This window comes from Pseudomonas syringae pv. cilantro, from assembly GCF_001293775.1.
Taxonomy (GTDB): domain Bacteria; phylum Pseudomonadota; class Gammaproteobacteria; order Pseudomonadales; family Pseudomonadaceae; genus Aquipseudomonas; species Aquipseudomonas syringae_P.
The window spans coordinates 26985-44248 of sequence record NZ_LGLN01000078.1 but is presented as its reverse complement, the minus strand read 5'-3'; the positions used below and the strand labels follow the sequence as shown (position 1 = coordinate 44248).

Sequence of the window (17264 nt, the reverse complement as noted above, 5' to 3'; positions counted from 1 at the left end):
ATGGCCACACCGCGCTTCTGTCCTCAATGCGGTGGCGCTGACCTGGTTCAGCGTATCCCTTCGGGCGACACCCATGCGCGGTTGATCTGTGGCGGCTGTCAGTACGTTCACTACGTCAATCCGAAAATCATCGCGGGCTGCATCATCGAGCAAGAAGGCAAATATCTGCTTTGCCAGCGCGCCATCCCGCCACGTCCCGGCACCTGGACACTGCCCGCCGGGTTCATGGAAAGTGGCGAAACCACCGAGCAGGCGGCCTTGCGTGAAGTCTGGGAAGAGAGCGGCGTGCGCGCTGAAATCCTCTCGCCCTACTCGATTTTCAGCGTGCCGCGGATCAGCGAGGTGTACATCGTGTTCCGCGCCATTGCTCTGGAAATCACCGGCCGCTTCGGCCCGGAAACCCTCGATTACAAATTCTTCGCCCCCGAAGACATTCCCTGGGACAGCATCTACTACCCCGCCATCCGCCAGATACTGGAACGCTATATTGAAGAGCGCCAGGCCGGTGTGTACGGCATCTACATCGGCAACGATGACACTGGAAAAGTCCACTTTATAAGGTGAAGAGCAGCTGCAAGCGAAGCGGTCCGAGGCGCACGTGATTTTGCTTCTGGCTTGAAGCTTGAAGCTTGAAGCTCAAGTTTACAGCTGCCCCTCCACTATCACGATTTCAGCCTTCGATGCGCCCTGCCGATGGCTCATGGCGTCCTGGTATTCGGGTGACTTATAGCAGGCAACCGCCTGTTCATAGGATTCAAACTCGATAATCACCGTGCGTTGCGGCGTCGCTCGCCCTTCAATGGCTTCTGATCGACCGCCGCGAGCGAGAAATTTCCCACCATATAACTGGAAAGCGGCTGGCGCGCGCTGGGTGTATTCGCTGTACTGCTGAGGGTCGGTCACATCGACGTGCGCAATCCAATAAGCCTTCATCACGATCTCACTGTTTCATTGATTGGGAATCTGTGAAATATTCTGTCTTATGGTATACCACGATTTAGTCATCCATTAAACCGGGATCCCGAGCATGGCATCCGATCGCATCGAAGACATTATTGAAGACTACCGCCAGGGCAAGATGGTCTTACTGGTCGACGACGAAGACCGGGAGAACGAAGGCGATCTGCTGCTGGCCGCCGACTGCTGTTCGGCGCAGGCCATCAGCTTCATGGCCCGTGAGGCACGCGGGCTGATCTGTCTGACGCTGACCGATGAGCATTGCCAGCGTCTGGGCCTGGAACAGATGGTGCCGAGCAATGGCAGCGTATTCGCCACGGCCTTCACGGTGTCCATCGAGGCCACCACCGGCGTGACCACCGGCATCAGCGCTGCGGATCGAGCCCGCACGGTGCAGGCGGCGGTCAATCCGGCTGCAATTCCCGAAGACCTCGTGCAGCCAGGCCATATCTTCCCGTTGCGTGCGCGGGACGGCGGCGTACTTACTCGCGCCGGTCACACCGAGGCAGGTTGCGATCTCGCAAGGCTGGCCGGTTTTACGCCCGCCTCGGTGATTGTCGAAGTCATGAACGACGACGGCAGCATGGCGCGGCGTCCGGACCTGGAGCGGTTCGCGGAAAAACACGGCATTCGCATCGGCACCATTGCCGACCTGATTCACTACCGGCTGAGCACCGAACACACCATCGTCAGAATCGGTGAGCGCGAACTGCCCACGGTGCATGGCACCTTCCGCCTGTTCAGCTACGAAGACCGCATCGAAGGTGGCGTGCACATGGCCATGGTGATGGGCGAGATTCGCCGTGACGACCCCACGCTGGTGCGCGTGCATGTGGTCGATCCACTGCGTGACCTGGTCGGTGCCGAATACACCGGCCCGCCCAGCTGGACGTTATGGGCGGCTCTGCAACGGGTCGCCGAAGAAGGTCGTGGCGTGGTTGTGGTGTTGGCCAATCACGAATCCTCCCAAGCCTTGCTGGAGCGCATTCCGCAACTCACTCAACCGCCCCGGCAGTACACACGTTCGCAATCGCGCATCTATTCCGAAGTCGGTACTGGTGCGCAGATCTTGCAGGACCTGGGCGTCGGCAAGTTGCGCCATCTCGGCCCACCGCTGAAATACGCCGGCCTGACCGGCTACGATCTGGAAGTGATTGAAAGCATTCCGTTTCCCGGCTGATGCGGTGACGAACGGCCTTTGTCCCCCTGGGTTTCACGCTTGAAAAGCACCGAATGAAGGCATTTGGACAGGGCAAAACCCTTGCAGAAAGTTTGGAATACCATAATATGGCATTCCATAAATCGTAAGTTTTGTCAGGTACACCCGGCACGGGACAGCATCAATAAAAGCACCTGACCGTTTCAAGTTTCGAGGCCCACTGGACCGACTGCTCCCGACTAAGCGGGCGACAAAAGCCCGCTCAAAACACAACAAATGAGGGCGTGAACATGGTGTTGAACAAACGTGCAACGGCAGTCCTGGCAGCCGGGGTGCTGGCTATATCGAGCGTTGCCGCTATCGCTGCCGAAAGCGTCAATTTCGTGAGCTGGGGCGGTTCCACCCAGGACTTCCAGAAAGAAGCCTGGGCAGCCCCCTTCAGCAAAGCCAGTGGCATTACCGTCGTGCAGGACGGGCCGACCGACTACGGCAAACTCAAGGCCATGGTCGAAAGCGGTAACGTGCAGTGGGACGTGGTCGATGTCGAAGCAGACTTCGCCCTGCGCGCCGCCAGCGAAGGCTTGCTGGAGCCGCTGGACTTCAACACCATCAAGCGCGACGAGATCGACAAGCGTTTTGTCACCGATCATGGCGCAGGCTCGTTCTTCTTCTCCTTCGTCCTCGGCTTCAACGAGAGCAAAGTAGGCGCCAAGCCGCCTGCGGACTGGTCCGCCATGTTCGACACCAAGACCTACCCCGGCAAACGCGCCCTGTACAAATGGCCTAGCCCCGGCGTACTCGAGCTGGCCCTGCTGGCGGACGGCGTAGCGCCTGACAAGCTGTACCCTCTGGACCTCGATCGCGCTTTCAAGAAACTCGACACCATCAAGAAAGACATCGTCTGGTGGGGCGGCGGGGCGCAATCGCAACAACTGCTGGCTTCCGGCGAAGTGTCGATGGGCCAGATGTGGAACGGCCGGGTCTACGCCCTGCAACAGGACGGCGCACCGGTGGGCGTGAGCTGGAAGCAGAACCTGGTCATGGCTGATTTTCTGGTGGTGCCCAAAGGCGCCAAAAACAAGGCCGCTGCGATGAATTTCATCGCCAACGCGACCAGCGCCAAAGGCCAGGCCGACTTCTCCAACCTCAGCGCCTACGCGCCGGTCAATACCCAAAGCGTGGCGCGACTGGACTCCACGCTGGCACCTAACCTGCCGACCGCGCATGTCGCCGACCAGATCACCCTCGACTTCGCCTATTGGGCCAAGAACGGTGCGGACATTGCGACACGGTGGAACGAATGGCTGGTCAAATAAAAATGACGGCTGCCGTCTCTCGTCAACCCAACCCGGCCGGTGGTGCGCACAGCACTGCCGGCGCGGCCTACCACAAGGCGACGAGCATGCAGCCATCCCCTTCCCTCGCACAGCGCTGGCGTGGCAGCCGCAACCTGCTGCCGGCGCTGCTGTTTCTAGGGCTGTTTTTCTTCGCGCCGTTGATTGGTTTGCTGCTGCGCGGTGTACTTGAACCAGTGCCCGGCCTGGGCAACTACGAGCAACTGTTCGCCAACTCGGCCTATTCCAGAGTTTTGCTGAACACTTTCTCGGTTGCCGGGCTGGTCACGCTGTTCAGCCTGTTGCTGGGCTTCCCGCTGGCCTGGGTGATTACCCTGGTGCCACGCGGCTGGGGACGCTGGATTCTCAATATCGTGCTGCTGTCGATGTGGACCAGCCTGCTGGCCCGCACCTATTCGTGGCTGGTATTGCTGCAGGCTTCCGGGGTAATCAACAAGGCGCTGATGGGCATGGGCGTCATCGATCAGCCGCTGGAAATGGTCCACAACCTGACCGGCGTGGTGATCGGCATGAGCTACATCATGATTCCGTTCATTGTCCTGCCGTTACAGGCGACCATGCAGGCCATCGACCCGATGGTGTTGCAGGCCGGTTCGATCTGCGGCGCGAGCCCGTGGAGCAATTTTTTCCGGGTGTTTCTGCCGCTGTGCCGTCCAGGGCTGTTTTCCGGAGGCCTGATGGTATTCGTCATGTCGCTCGGTTACTACGTCACGCCCGCGCTGCTGGGCGGCGCACAGAACATGATGCTGCCTGAGTTCATCGTTCAGCAGGTGCAATCGTTCCTCAACTGGGGGCTGGCCAGTGCCGCCGCTGCGTTGCTGGTGCTGATCACGCTGGTGCTTTTCTACTTCTACCTGAAGCTCCAGCCGGAATCTCCGGTCGGCGCCAGTAACGCGAGGTAAACCGCCATGCTCCTGACACCCAATGCCATGAGCCCGGGTCTGCGCACGGGCCTGTACCTGACCACAGCGGTGATCGCGCTGTTTCTGCTGCTGCCGATCCTGTTCATCATTCTGCTGTCGTTTGGCTCATCGCAGTGGCTGGTGTTTCCTCCGCCTGGCTGGACGTTGAAGTGGTATCAGCAGTTCTTTTCCAACCCGGACTGGATGGCGGCGGCGATGTCCAGCCTCAAGGTCGCGATACTGACCACCATCGCCTCGGTAGCACTGGGCCTGCCGACCGCCTTTGCCCTGGTACGCGGCCGGTTTCCGGGACGCGACATGCTGTACGGTGTGTTCACCCTGCCGATGATCGTGCCGCTGGTGATCATCGCCGTGGCGGTGTATGCGCTGTTCCTCAAACTCGGTTACACCGGCACGCTGTTTTCCTTCGTCGTCAGTCACGTGATCGTCGCCCTGCCGTTCACCATCATCTCGATCATCAACTCGCTGAAGCTGTTCGATCAGTCCATCGAGGATGCTGCGGTGATCTGCGGCGCATCGCGTTTGCAGGCGATCTACAAGGTGACCTTCCCCGGTATCCGGCCGGGCATGATGGCCGGCGCGCTGTTCGCGTTTCTGGTGTCGTGGGACGAAGTGGTGCTGAGCGTGATGATGGCCAGCCCGACCCTGCAGACCCTTCCCGTGAAAATGTGGACCACGCTGCGTCAGGACCTGACGCCCGTCATCGCTGTCGCCTCAACGCTGCTGATCGCACTGTCGGTGGTGATCATGTTCATCGCTGCGACCCTGCGTCGTCGCAACGAAGCCAGGAGTATTTCATGAGTGCCGTGATCAAAGACTCCGCCCAGCCACAGCAAAAACCGCTGGTCGCGCTGTGCAACCTGAACAAGCATTACGGCAACTTTGCCGCCGTCGACGACATTTCCCTGGATATCCAGGAGGGCGAGTTTCTGACCTTTCTGGGTTCCAGTGGCTCGGGCAAAAGCACCACGCTGTCGATGCTGGCCGGTTTCGAAACCCCCAGTTCAGGCGAGATTCTGGTGGGCGGCAAATCACTGGTGAATGTGCCGCCGCACAAGCGTGATATCGGCATGGTGTTCCAGCGTTATTCGCTGTTTCCGCACCTGTCGGTTCGCGACAACATTGCCTTCCCGCTGGCCATCCGCAAGCTGCCGACGGCCGAGCGCGAGAAGAAAGTCGATGCGATGCTCAAGCTGGTCCAGCTGGAAGAATTCGCTCACCGCCGCCCTTCACAGCTGTCAGGCGGCCAGCAGCAACGGGTCGCCATCGCCCGAGCGCTGGTCTACGAACCGCGCATCCTGCTGATGGATGAACCACTCGGCGCGCTGGACAAGAAACTGCGCGAAGACTTGCAGGATGAACTGCGTCAACTGCACCGTCGGCTGGGCATCACCATTGTTTACGTGACCCACGATCAGGAAGAGGCCATGCGCCTGTCCCAGCGCATTGCGATTTTCAGCCACGGCAAGATTGTCGGTCTGGGCAGCGGTTACGATCTGTATCAGAACCCGCCGAATGCCTTTGTGGCTTCGTTTCTCGGTAACTCCAACTTCCTGAAGCTCAAGGCACAGGGCAACGCCGTGGCCACGTTCGAAGGCAGTTCGCTGGCGATTCGCCTGACGTCGGGGCTCAAGACTGATCAAGACGTGCTGCTGATGGTGCGTCCGGAGAAGGCTCAGGCGTTGAGCGTTTCCCAGACAGCCGCCACGCCACTGGAAGCCGGCTGGAACGAAGTCAGCGCGAATGTCACCGAAGTGCTGTTTCTCGGTGAGAGCCAGACCTGCTCGGTGGTGACCACCGGTGGCATGGCGATGACCGTCAAAGCCTTGTCGGCCACAGGCATGCCGCTCAAGGCCGGCGATCCGGTGCGAGTGCGCTGGGCCGCCGCCGACGCGTGTATCTACACCGAGTGGACCGACAGCGACCTGAACAAGGCAGCCGGGGCGCACTGACTCTGAATCAGACGGGCGCGTGATGCACGGCGAAGTAATCGCGCAGGAATTCCACTGTGACGCGAATTTTCGCCGAGCTCATCAGCGGTGAAGTGTGCACCGCCCAGATATCTGCATCCTGCCGATACTCCGGCAGAACCTGGATCAGCCGACCTTCGGCCAGGTCGGTGCGCACATCCCAGAGCGAACGCAATAACAGCCCTCGCCCGTCCAGGCACCACTGGCGGGCAATTTCGCCATGGTTGGTCGACAGACTGCCGGTCACCTTCACCGTTTCTGCGCCTTGCGGCCCGTGCAGATGCCAGATGCCAAATGGCCGATCACGTTCCTTGATCACCAGGCAATCGTGGTTGGCCAGTTCACCCGGATTGACCGGCGTGCCCTGGCGCAGCAGATACGCCGGGCTTGCGCACAAGACGCGCCAGTTGCGGGCCAGATGGCGGGCGCGCAGGTGCGGAGCGATCTGGTTACCGACGCGGATGTCCAGATCCACGCCCTCCTCGATCAGGTCGACCAGCCGATCCTGAATATCCAGCCGGATATCCAGCTTCGGGTAACGCGCCGCCAGCTCTGACAAGGCCGGCGCAACAAAGCGCCGGCCGAAGCCCTGACTGCTGACCACACGCAACAGGCCGCTCGGTTCGCCGTGCAACGCCGCCACTTCATCGCTCATCTGCTGCACGGACTCAAGAATGCCCTTGGCCCACTCGTAGACCCGCTCGCCGTCCTCGGTGATCGACACCTGCCGCGTGGAACGGTGCAGCAACACCACACCCATGTTCTGCTCCAGCAACTTGACGCGCTTGCTGACGTACGCAGTAGACATGCCCAATTCATTGGCCGCCCCGACAAAGCTGGAACGCCGCGCAACGTGAATGAACACGTTCAGGTCATCAAGGCTTGGATAGTTCACGATTCGTGTTTTCTCAATCCATTAATCGGCTGATTATCTTTATATCGTGCGCTTATAGCATGGGTGTCCTTCCAAGCCTATTCATCACAATTCACTCATCGGGAGTGTCGGCCATGAACACTAAAAAACTGCGTATCGCGGCCATTGCCGGAGACGGCATCGGTCTTGAAGTCTTGCCCGAGGGGGTCAAGGTCGTTCAGGCGGTTGCTGCGAAACACGGGCTGGACCTGGAATTCGAGTACTTCGAGTGGGCCAGCTGCGATTACTATCTGGAACACGGCAAGATGATGCCGGACGACTGGTTCGACCAGTTAAAAGGCTTCGATTCGATTTTCTTCGGTGCCGTGGGCTGGCCGGACAAAGTGCCCGACCACATTTCCCTGTGGGGCTCGTTGCTCAAGTTTCGCCGTGAGTTCGATCAGTACGCCAACATCCGCCCGGTTCGACTGTTCCCCGGCGTACCCTGCCCGCTCGCCAACCGCAAACCGGGTGACATCGACTTCATCGTGGTACGCGAAAACACCGAAGGCGAATACTCGTCGCTGGGCGGGATCATGTTCGAAAACACCGAAAACGAGTTCGTCTTGCAGGAATCGGTGTTCACCCGTCGCGGTGTCGACCGCATTCTCAGATTTGCTTTCGAGATGGCAAGCAAACGCGAGCGCAAGCACGTCACTTCGGCGACCAAATCCAACGGCATGGCGATCAGCATGCCCTACTGGGACAAACGCACCGAGGCCATGGCGAGTCAGTACCCGGACATCAGCTGGGACAAGCAGCACATCGACATCCTGTGTGCGCGCTTCGTGCTGCAACCCGAGCGCTTCGACGTGGTGGTGGCCTCCAACCTGTTCGGCGACATCCTCAGCGACCTCGGCCCGGCGTGCGCCGGCACCATCGGCATCGCACCGTCGGCCAACCTCAACCCGGAGCGCAACTTTCCGTCGCTGTTCGAGCCGGTGCACGGCTCGGCCCCGGACATCTTCGGCAAGAATATCGCCAACCCAATCGCCATGATCTGGTCCGGCGCCCTGATGCTGGAATTCCTCGGTCAGGGCAATGAGCGATTCACAACGGCGCATGACGACATCATCACAGCTATCGAACAGGTGATCGCCAATGGCGACATCACGCCGGATCTGGGCGGCACGCTTTCCACTCAGCAAGTGGGCGCGGCGATTGTCGAGCGAGTTTCTGCGGCCCGTTAAGCGCTTTGCGTGACGCTGGCCGGCGTGCCGCGCTGCTCCAGCAACTCCACGAAACGGGTCAGGCTGCGAGACACCGTGCCCCTGCGCCAGATCAGCCAGGTGTGCAGAAAGCGAAACTTTTCAGACAGCGGCCAGACGCTGACCGTGGCGCAACCGGGCATGCTTTCCAGCATGCTGCGCGGCATCAGCGCCAGGCCGGCACCGGCGCTGACGCAGGCGAGCATGCCGTGATAGGACTCCATTTCGTGGATCTTGCCCGGCACCGCGGCGTCTTCGGTGAACCAGCGCTCGAAGTGATGGCGGTACGAGCAATTGGCGCGAAACGCATAGATGCTTTCGCCATTGACATCACGGCCACGCTTGACCGGGCTGTGGTTAAGCGGCGCAATAATAACCATCTCCTCTTCAAATACCGGGACGCCTTCCAGGGATGGATGCAGGACAGGCCCGTCGACGAACGCGGCCACCAGTCGTCCAGCCAGCACGCCATCGATCATCGTGCCGGACGGTCCGGTGGACAGGTCCAGTTCGACCTTGGTGTTTTGCTGGTTGTAGACCGCCAGCAATGCCGGAATGCGCACAGCAGCGGTGCTTTCCAATGATCCCAGCGAAAAAGGCCCCTGTGGCTCGTCTCCGGAAACGGCCGCACGCGCTTCCTGCACCAGGTCCAGAATCCGTCGCGTGTAATCGAGAAAATTCCAGCCTGCGGGGGACAGACGCAGGCGATGTTTTTCGCGAATGAACAGGTCGACGCCGAGGTCCTGTTCGAGCTGCTTGATGCGCGTGGTCAGGTTTGAAGGCACGCGATGAATCTGCTGCGCGGCAGCGCTGATGCTGCCGTGTTCAGCGACGGCCTTGAATATTTCTAGCTGGACCAGATCCACTTCATTCTCCAAACATGAACTATGCGATCATTATTATTCAGTTTTCGAGAGCATAGCACGTCGATAGACTGGCCCCACTCCCCACCTGGACAGGATGGCGCAATGACCACTATCAACAGCAATACCCATGCGATCTCGATCAACCCGGCTATCGGCGAGCAGATCGGCCACTATCTATTTGAATCTGCAGCGGTGCAGGACACTACCCTCTCGCGTGCGGCCAGCGGTTTTGCAGGCTGGAAGCGCACGCCTGTCCAGCAACGTGCCCAGTTGATCACCGCCATGGGCCAAGTGCTGCGCGACGACGCTGAAAACATCGCCCGGATGATAAGTCGGGAAATGGGCAAGCCCGTGGTGCAGGCAAGAGGCGAGGTCGAAAAATGCGCGCAGTTGTGTGACTGGTACGCGGCACAGGGCCCGGCGATGCTGGTGGCCGAATCGACTCAGGTCGAGGATGACAAGGCGCGTATCGAGTACCGCCCGCTGGGGCCGATTCTTGCGGTGATGCCGTGGAACTTCCCGATCTGGCAAGTGCTGCGCGGTGCGATACCGACGTTACTGGCTGGCAATACCTACGTGCTCAAGCATGCACCGAATGTGATGGGCTGTGCGTATCTGATGCGCGACGCGTTCCAGCAAGCGGGTTTTCCCGAGGGCGTGTTCGAAGTGCTTAACGTGTTGCCAGAGGGCGTTTCAAAGGCCATCGCTGACCCGCGCATTGCGGCGGTGACGCTGACCGGCAGCGTGCGTGCCGGCCAGGCGATTGGCGCTCAGGCCGGTGCAGCGCTGAAGAAGTGTGTACTGGAACTGGGCGGTTCCGATCCGTTTATCGTGCTCGACGACGCCGATCTGGATCAGGCAGTGAAAGCGGCAGTCGTTGGCCGGTTTCAGAACACCGGGCAGGTGTGTGCGGCGGCCAAGCGTTTGATTATCGAGCAAGGCGTGGTGGAGGAATTTACCCGTCGGTTCGTTGAGCAGACGCGCCAGCTGGCGGTGGGCGATCCGCTTTCCAGCGAAACCTGCATCGGCCCGATGGCACGCTTTGATCTGCGCGACGAACTGGATGCCCAGGTTCGCGACACCCTGAGCGAAGGCGCGAAGCTGTTGCTGGGCGGCAAGAAAGCGGATGGACCGGGCAATTATTACGAGCCGACTGTTCTGGGCGATGTCACCGACCAGATGACCGCATTCCGGCAGGAACTGTTCGGCCCGGTCGCCTCGATCATCACCGCCCGCAATGCGCAGCACGCCCTGGAACTGGCCAACGACAGCGAATTCGGCCTGACCGCAACCGTGTACACCCGCGATCTGGAGCTGGCAGAACGCATGACCGAAGAACTGGAAACCGGCGGCGTGTTCATCAACGGCTACAGCGCTTCAGACCCGCGCGTAAGCTTCGGTGGCGTGAAGAAAAGCGGCTTTGGCCGAGAGCTTTCGCACTTTGGCGTACGTGAGTTCTGCAATGCACAGACCGTGTGGCGCGATCGCCACTGAGGAATGGGAGACCCCCGTACACATGCCCCCGAGGGAGCCGTGTTTGTGTGTGTGTGTGCTTCGACTGTCGTGCGACGCTCTGCGTTGGCATGCCGTTCTGGACGCTCCGCGTCCGATCTTCTCGCATGTTCAGGCCGATTACTCTTCGCCCGCCTCCACAATCGCAGGCTCGCCTATCGTGTAAAAGTGCCCGCCTGCGACGTAGTGCAGGCTGCGCCATTTCGGATCGGCTTTTTCGAATTCCCAATGCCCGTTTCTAAACACTCGGGTATCAGCCCACGCGCCCACCACTTCGCCGATGAACAGGTCGTAGGCCTGCTGATTATGCGGCTCGGGGATGACTTTGCAGATCAGCCAGGCGGAGCATCCGGCCACCAGCGGAGTGTCGTGATCCTCGAAGCGAAACAGGTCAATATTGGCCTTGTCCAGCTTGTCGGGGGTGAACACCTTGCTCTGGGTGCCGACGTCAAAGGTCATCTGCAATTGATCCAGATTAGGCACCTGCAGCGCGAAATAGCCGCTCTTCTCCACCAGCCCGCGGGTCTTGGTCATCTTGTCGATTACCAGCGTCACCTTGGGTGGCGCAAAGTCCAGCGCACAGGCCCAGGCTGCAGCCATGACGTTATGAACGCCTTCGTGACTGGAAGATATCAGCACGGTCGGGCCGTGCTTAAGCAGACGGTAGGCTTTTTCCAGCTCGACAGGACGGATGTGATTGTCCACGTGTAACCCTCGGAAACATGATTCGTACCGCTACCGGCCGAGCAGCTAAATAAGGCATCCTGCATGCGCTACGCCGTGCAATATTGCGCGGCTGCAAGCGAAGCCCTTCACCACTCATAAGGCATCGGATTGAGCAGCATAGACAGCCAGAACCCCAAAGTGTTCGCCCTGGTCCTCGCCGCAGGCCGCAGTCGGCGATTTGACGGTGACAAACGTCAGGCGCCACTGCCCGGTGGACATACGTTGCTGACTGCAAGTCTCGAAAATGCCAGCAAAGCCTTTGTGCATGTCGCCGTGATACTGCGTCCGGACGATGATGCCAAAGCGCTGAATATTCCCGCAGAGGTCAAGATCATTCGCAGCGAACACGCCGATCTCGGCATGGGCCACAGCCTGGCCAGCGGAGTCGCAGCGGTCATGAACTCGTCGGCCGACGCAATCGCAGTGCTGCTGGCAGACATGCCCTGGATACAGCCACAGACCTTGCGCGACCTGGCCGTGCTGGCTGATCCGTTGCGCATCGCCCTGCCGATGCATGAAGGCCAGCGCGGCCATCCTGTGATCATCGGGCGCCGGTTCTGGCCGCAGTTGCTGTCACTCGAAGGTGATCAGGGTGCAAAGGCGCTGATCGTCGATAACCCAGAGCGGTGCGACTTACTGGGTTGCGACGATCCCGGCGTTTTGCGCGATGCAGACACGCAATCAGCGCTGGCCATGGCCTGCCGGCAACAGCTTAAAGATCGTCGCGACTGACCCCGTTGGCGACCCGCAGGATATCGGCCATCACTGCAATCGCAATTTCTGCCGGGGTCTTGCTGCCGAGATTCAAACCGATAGGCGCGTGAATGCGCTCCAGCACCTCGGCCTCCAGCCCGCCGATCCGCGCCAGACGCTCCAGACGCTTGCTGCTGGTGCGCATCGAGCCCATTGCGCCGATATAAAACGCCTCGGTGCGCACGGCTTCAAGCATGCTCAGGTCATCCAGCTTCGGATCGTGCGTCAACGCCAGTACCGCCGTCGAACCGTGGCAGCCGCCTTCGGCGATGAACACCGCAGGCAAAACCCCGCGCACTTCAACGCCCGGCATCGAGAACCCTGCCGTGACTTCGACACGCGGGTCACAGACAATCACTTCGTAGCCCATGGCGACGGCAAAACTGGCGCAGAACTCGGCCACGGGTGACAGACCGGCAAGCAGTACGCGATAAACCGCGCCCGTGCGGATGCTGATGCGTTCGCCGTCGACCTGTATCCGCGCCTCACCCAGCGCGGCAGGTCCCACGCTTCTCTGCACGCCACCCAGTTGCACTTCCCTGCTGACCAGCTCGCGTCCGGCCAGCGCCTGTTCGATAGCCGCCAGATGGGCGTCGGCTTGCGGACTTGGTGCGATGAATTCGATCAACACGTCCAGCACGCCGCCACACGGCAAGGCCCGCGCAGGCGCAAAACCGCCATCGCCATAGCGAACCACCTGATTGACCTGCTGAAACTGTCCGGCGGCGACGCGCTCGAGAAAGTCTTCTTCCACACAGCCGCCCGACAGCGATCCGCGATGCTCACCACTGCTCAGCGCCACCAGCATTGCCCCCGGCCCACGCGGGGCCGAGCCGAAGGTCGAGAGCACCGTGCACAGCCAGACCGGCTTGCCAGTGACCAGCCAGTCACGCGCCTGTTGCACAACCTGCAAATCGAGTTGTTTCATCCTTACAACCCTGCCATCAGTTTTTCCTTGGTGATCGGCAGACTGCGCACCCGCTTGCCCGTCGCGTGATAGACCGCGTTGGCCACCGCCGCCGCCAGGCCGGTCACGCCGATTTCGCCGATGCCGCGCACACCGAACTCGCCAAGGTTGTAATCCGGGTAATCGAGCAACAGCACATCGATGTCGGGCTGATCGGCATGCACCGGCACCACGTACTCGGCGTAGTTGTTATTGACCGGCATGCCGCTGCGCGGGTCGTACTCGGCCGCCTCGAACAGCGCCATGCCGATACCCATCACAATCGCGCCTTCAACCTGATTGCGTGCCGCCAGCGGGTTGACCACCTTGCCCACGTCAATCGCGCTGACCACACGCGAAACCCGCAGGCTGGAAATGCCCGGGTCCCAGCGCACTTCGACAAAATGCACACCGAAAGAACGGAAGGAGTGCTTGCCGGCTTCGGGCATGCCGCTCTGGAAATTACCCTCGGCGCGTGCCAGACGCTGGCCGTTTAGAACATCGACAAAACTGACGCGCTGCTCGCCCATCACCAGTTGACCGTTTTCGACCTTGATCGACCCGGCATCCTGCCCGGCGAATACCGAACCCTTGCTGACCGCGTACTGACGCAGCTTCTGCAAGGCTTCACGCGTTGCCCCGGCAATCGCCGGCATCACGCTGGCGGTGACCCATGAGCCACCGGAAACAGGGCCTGCCGGAAACGATGAGCTGCCCAGCTCCACCTCGACACGCTCCATCGGGATGCCGGTCAACTGGCTGACGGTCTGCGCAACGATGGTGTAAGTCCCCGTACCGATGTCCTGCAAGCCACACTGTGCCAGCGCCGTGCCATCGGCACGCAGAATGACGCGCGCATCGGTCGGCACTTGATGAGCCTCCCAATTGCACGCGCCCATGCCGTAACCAATGATTTCATCACCTTCACGCATCGACCCGACTTCAGCGTTGCGCGCCTGCCAGCCGAACCGTTCGGCAGCTTTGTCGATGGCTTCCGGCAAGTGATTGCTCGACCACGGCAAGCCCATGCTTTGATCCATGTCGGACAGGTTCAGCTTGCGGAACGCCAGCGGGTCCATGCCGCTGGCGAGGGCCATTTCATCGATAGCCGACTCCAGCGCGAACAGGCCCGGGGCGGCACCCGGTGCGCGCATTGATGTGGGCGTACCGCGATTGATCGGGCTGATCTTGTGGCTGACCAACACGTTGTCACAGGCGTACAGGCTTTTCGTCACGCCACCGCAGTTCTCGGTGTAGTCATCGAGCATCGAAGTGCTGTTGAGCGATTCATGCCGAATCGATACCAGCTTGCCGCTGGCATCAGTGGCCATACGCAGACGCTGACGGGTTTCCGGGCGGTGGCCCACGGTGGTGAACATCTGCGCACGCGGCAGCACCAGCTGCACCGGTCGCCCGGTCATTTTGGCGGCAGCGCAGGCGGCCACCGAATGCGGCCACGGCCAGAGTTTGCCGCCAAATCCGGAGCCTATGAACGGTGCCCGCACTTCCACCCGGTCGGGCGGAAGGTCAAAAACGTTGGCCAGCAGGTTGCGATGGTTGACCACGCCCTGAGTGCTCTCGCAGACGAACAGCTTGCCGTCCTGCCACCACGCGGTGCTGGCGTGCATTTCCATCGGGTTATGCACTTCGACCGGCGTGGTGTAAGTCTGATCGACCTGAGCCTTGGCGCTCTGAAATGCGCTGTCCGGGTTGCCACGGTTATGCCCCGCACCGCCATCGCGGACGCCATTGACGCGCATGCCTTCCTGCAGATCCTTGACCGCCGGCCGCTGCTGGTAATCGACAGCCACACGATGCGCGGCCGCTCTCGCCTGCTCGAAGCTTTCGGCGACCACCAGCGCAACGAACTGTCCGGGATAGTAAACCTGATCATCTTCAAACGGCAGGCGGTGCTCGTCAGCCTTGCTCGCCGACAGCATCCTGGCGAAGCTCAGCTTGGTATTCGGGGTGCGGTGCAGCGCAGGAAAGTGGCCGTGATGGAAGACATCCACCACGCCCGGCATCGCTTTTGCCTGCTGGTCGTTGATGGCCACGATGCGCCCGTTGCCAATCGTGCTGTAGACGCCATAAGCGTAAAGCATCTTGCCCATGGGATGGTCCGCCGCGTAGCGCGCCTGACCACTGACTTTCTGGCCGCCGTCGATGCGACGTTGCGGCGTGCCGATAATATTTTCGCTCATGAGAAATTCCTAGGCCGTGAGGTCGCGAAGATTGCGGACGATGACCTGCTGACCCAGCGGGATCTTGAAGGCGTTGTGTTCGTAGGCGCGCGAGCCTTTCATCGCCAGCTCTGCGACCCTGGTGAAGGTGTTCATGTCAGCACGCTGACCGATCAGCGCCCGTTCCGCCTCGACCGCACGCCATGGCTTGGTGCCCACGCCACCCAGTGCAATGCGTGCATCGGCAATGCGCTTGCCGTCCATCACCAGAATCACCGCGCTTGACGCAAGTGCAAACTGGTAGGAGGTGCGATCACGCAGTTTCAGATAAGAGGATCGTCCGCCTGCCAGTGGCGCATCCAGGGTTACATGGGTGATCAGTTCGTGAGCGGCCAGCGCATGTTCGTGGTGCGGCGTGTCACCGGGCAGCAGGTGAAAGTCGGCAAACGGAATATCCCGTGTGCCATTGGCACCTTGCACCGTGACCTGCGCACCAATCGCCGCCATACCCACACACATGTCCGACGGGTGCGTTGCAATGCAGTGATCGCTGGTGCCCAACACGGCGTGTACGCTGCGGTTCAGGCCACCGATGGCTGCGCAGCCCGAGCCAGGCTGGCGCTTGTTGCACGCCGATACATTGTCGCGAAAATACGGGCAGCGCACGCGTTGCATGAGGTTGCCAGCCGTGGTGGCCTTGTTGCGCAACTGAGTCGATGCCCCGGCCAACAACGCTTCGGACAATACCGGGTAGCGCTGCTGCACCAATGGGTGACTGGCCAGGTCGGTATTACTGACCAGAGCGCCGATGCGCAGACGCCCGTCAGGCAACGATTCGACCTGTTTCAGCGCCAGGTGGTTGATGTCCACCAACTGCTCCGGCTGCATGACATCGAGCTTGACCAGATCGAGCAAGGTGGTGCCGCCCGCCAGATAAAAACGCTGGCCTTGGCCCGACGCCGAAGTGACCGCCTGTGCGGACGAAGCCGCGCGCGCGTAATCGAAAGTTCGCATCAGGCAGCTCCCCCCATTTTCGAACGCGCCGACTGCACGGCCGACAGAATGTTCTTGTACGCACCGCAACGGCAGATGTTGCCGCTCATGGCTTCGCGCACACTGGCATCATCGGACGGGATGTTCGGGTCCTTGAGAATGGCGACCGCGCTCATGATTTGCCCTGACGTGCAATAACCGCACTGGTAGGCGTCGTGTTCCCAGAAGGCTTCCTGAACCGGATGCAACGTGCCGTTCTCGGCCAGCCCTTCGATGGTGATGATGCTGTCGCCCTGATGCTGCACGGCGATGGACAGGCAGGAGTTGATCGCCACACCGTTGACCAACAGCGTGCAGGCGCCGCACTGGCCATGGTCGCAGCCTTTCTTGGTGCCGGTCAGTTGCAAGCGGTCACGCAACACGTCGAGCAGCACCGCGTTGGCTGGCACGTTCAGGGAATGAACCTGACCGTTGACCTTGAGCTGGATACGGTGTTCGCCGGCTGCCGGTGCGTCATTGTCCTCGACCACTGGCGCCACCGCTGCAGCGGGTGCTGCCTGCAGCATGCCGTCGGCGGGTATCCAGGTGGACAATGTGGCGGCAGCAATACCCGATGCGCCGAACTTCAGAAAGTTGCGGCGCGAGGGCTGCACGGCACTGCTGTCAGCAGCAGGTTCCTTGTGCTTTTTTGGTTCAGTCATCAGGATCACTCGGTAATAGCCGACGCTGCTATCAAGCGACAGGCGTTATTTTTGGTCAGCGGCCCGGACGTGCTTGTGCTCACTGACCTGTTATTTTTCATC

General features: G+C 60.7%; 17 protein-coding genes. 9 read left to right on the top strand and 8 right to left on the bottom strand.

The window, feature by feature from the left end; translation table 11 throughout:
• On the top strand, window positions 1-564 hold the full coding sequence (locus tag ABJ99_RS21755) for an NUDIX hydrolase (protein ID WP_054087565.1): 564 nt from the start codon (window positions 1-3) through the stop codon (window positions 562-564).
• Window positions 565-642: 78 nt separating this feature from the next.
• Here the strand turns inward: ABJ99_RS21755 and ABJ99_RS21750 are convergent, their stop codons facing one another.
• The gene (locus ABJ99_RS21750; RefSeq protein ID WP_054087564.1) at window positions 643-933 is read right to left on the bottom strand and encodes a DUF1330 domain-containing protein; all 291 of its coding nucleotides are present in this window, start codon (window positions 931-933) and stop codon (window positions 643-645) included.
• Between the two features lie 94 nt (window positions 934-1027).
• Between ABJ99_RS21750 and ribBA the strand changes: the two genes are divergently transcribed.
• The 5 genes from ribBA to ABJ99_RS21725 all read left to right on the top strand — a co-directional run bounded on the left by ribBA (window position 1028) and on the right by ABJ99_RS21725 (window position 6346).
• Window positions 1028-2137, top strand: coding sequence for a bifunctional 3,4-dihydroxy-2-butanone-4-phosphate synthase/GTP cyclohydrolase II (ribBA, locus tag ABJ99_RS21745; protein ID WP_054087563.1), 1110 nt, complete (start codon window positions 1028-1030; stop codon window positions 2135-2137).
• Between the two features lie 269 nt (window positions 2138-2406).
• Entirely contained in the window at window positions 2407-3432 is a 1026-nt protein-coding gene (locus ABJ99_RS21740; RefSeq protein ID WP_054087562.1) for an ABC transporter substrate-binding protein, read from the top strand.
• A complete protein-coding gene (locus ABJ99_RS21735; protein ID WP_080378258.1) occupies window positions 3417-4373 on the top strand; it encodes an ABC transporter permease in 957 nt (318 codons plus the stop codon). The genes ABJ99_RS21740 and ABJ99_RS21735 overlap by 16 nt, the downstream gene beginning before the upstream one ends.
• 6 nt (window positions 4374-4379) lie before the next feature.
• A complete protein-coding gene (locus ABJ99_RS21730; protein WP_007251767.1) occupies window positions 4380-5195 on the top strand; it encodes an ABC transporter permease in 816 nt (271 codons plus the stop codon).
• Window positions 5192-6346: an ABC transporter ATP-binding protein gene (locus ABJ99_RS21725; protein ID WP_054087560.1), complete on the top strand. Its 1155-nt coding sequence runs from the start codon at window positions 5192-5194 to the stop codon at window positions 6344-6346. The genes ABJ99_RS21730 and ABJ99_RS21725 overlap by 4 nt, the downstream gene beginning before the upstream one ends.
• A gap of 7 nt (window positions 6347-6353) precedes the next feature.
• On the opposite strand, the gene ABJ99_RS21720 is transcribed toward ABJ99_RS21725, so the two are convergent.
• Window positions 6354-7259, bottom strand: a complete 906-nt coding sequence (locus ABJ99_RS21720) for a LysR substrate-binding domain-containing protein (protein ID WP_054087559.1) — start codon at window positions 7257-7259, stop codon at window positions 6354-6356.
• Between the two features lie 113 nt (window positions 7260-7372).
• On the opposite strand from ABJ99_RS21720, the gene ABJ99_RS21715 reads away from it, so the two are divergent.
• Window positions 7373-8467 (top strand): tartrate dehydrogenase, encoded by a 1095-nt coding sequence (locus ABJ99_RS21715; RefSeq protein ID WP_054087558.1) that lies wholly within the window; start codon window positions 7373-7375, stop codon window positions 8465-8467.
• On the opposite strand, the gene ptrR is transcribed toward ABJ99_RS21715, so the two are convergent.
• On the bottom strand, window positions 8464-9351 hold the full coding sequence (gene ptrR / locus ABJ99_RS21710; RefSeq protein WP_054087557.1) for a putrescine utilization regulator PtrR: 888 nt from the start codon (window positions 9349-9351) through the stop codon (window positions 8464-8466). The genes ABJ99_RS21715 and ptrR overlap by 4 nt on opposite strands.
• A 102-nt stretch (window positions 9352-9453) precedes the next feature.
• Here ptrR and ABJ99_RS21705 point away from each other — a divergent pair, with 102 nt between their 5' ends.
• Window positions 9454-10845 (top strand): aldehyde dehydrogenase family protein, encoded by a 1392-nt coding sequence (locus tag ABJ99_RS21705; RefSeq protein ID WP_054087556.1) that lies wholly within the window; start codon window positions 9454-9456, stop codon window positions 10843-10845.
• A 138-nt stretch (window positions 10846-10983) separates the two neighbouring features.
• Here ABJ99_RS21705 and ABJ99_RS21700 read toward each other — a convergent pair whose 3' ends face one another.
• On the bottom strand, window positions 10984-11568 hold the full coding sequence (locus ABJ99_RS21700) for a flavin reductase family protein (RefSeq protein WP_054087555.1): 585 nt from the start codon (window positions 11566-11568) through the stop codon (window positions 10984-10986).
• Window positions 11569-11697: 129 nt separating this feature from the next.
• Here ABJ99_RS21700 and ABJ99_RS21695 point away from each other — a divergent pair, with 129 nt between their 5' ends.
• Complete coding sequence (locus ABJ99_RS21695) at window positions 11698-12321, top strand: nucleotidyltransferase family protein (RefSeq protein WP_054087554.1); 624 nt, start codon at window positions 11698-11700, stop codon at window positions 12319-12321.
• On the opposite strand, the gene ABJ99_RS21690 is transcribed toward ABJ99_RS21695, so the two are convergent.
• From ABJ99_RS21690 to ABJ99_RS21675, 4 genes are read right to left on the bottom strand one after another with little or no spacing between them, the layout of a single operon-like run.
• A complete protein-coding gene (locus tag ABJ99_RS21690) occupies window positions 12302-13270 on the bottom strand; it encodes an XdhC family protein (protein WP_054087553.1) in 969 nt (322 codons plus the stop codon). The two genes, ABJ99_RS21695 and ABJ99_RS21690, sit on opposite strands and share 20 nt — an antisense overlap.
• 2 nt (window positions 13271-13272) lie before the next feature.
• A complete protein-coding gene (locus ABJ99_RS21685) occupies window positions 13273-15489 on the bottom strand; it encodes a xanthine dehydrogenase family protein molybdopterin-binding subunit (protein ID WP_054087552.1) in 2217 nt (738 codons plus the stop codon).
• 9 nt (window positions 15490-15498) lie between these two features.
• Window positions 15499-16482, bottom strand: a complete 984-nt coding sequence (locus tag ABJ99_RS21680; protein ID WP_054087551.1) for an FAD binding domain-containing protein — start codon at window positions 16480-16482, stop codon at window positions 15499-15501.
• The gene (locus ABJ99_RS21675) at window positions 16482-17162 is read right to left on the bottom strand and encodes a (2Fe-2S)-binding protein (RefSeq protein ID WP_054087550.1); all 681 of its coding nucleotides are present in this window, start codon (window positions 17160-17162) and stop codon (window positions 16482-16484) included. Before ABJ99_RS21675 ends, ABJ99_RS21680 begins: the two co-directional genes overlap by 1 nt.
• Between the last annotated feature and the right edge of the window lie 102 nt (window positions 17163-17264).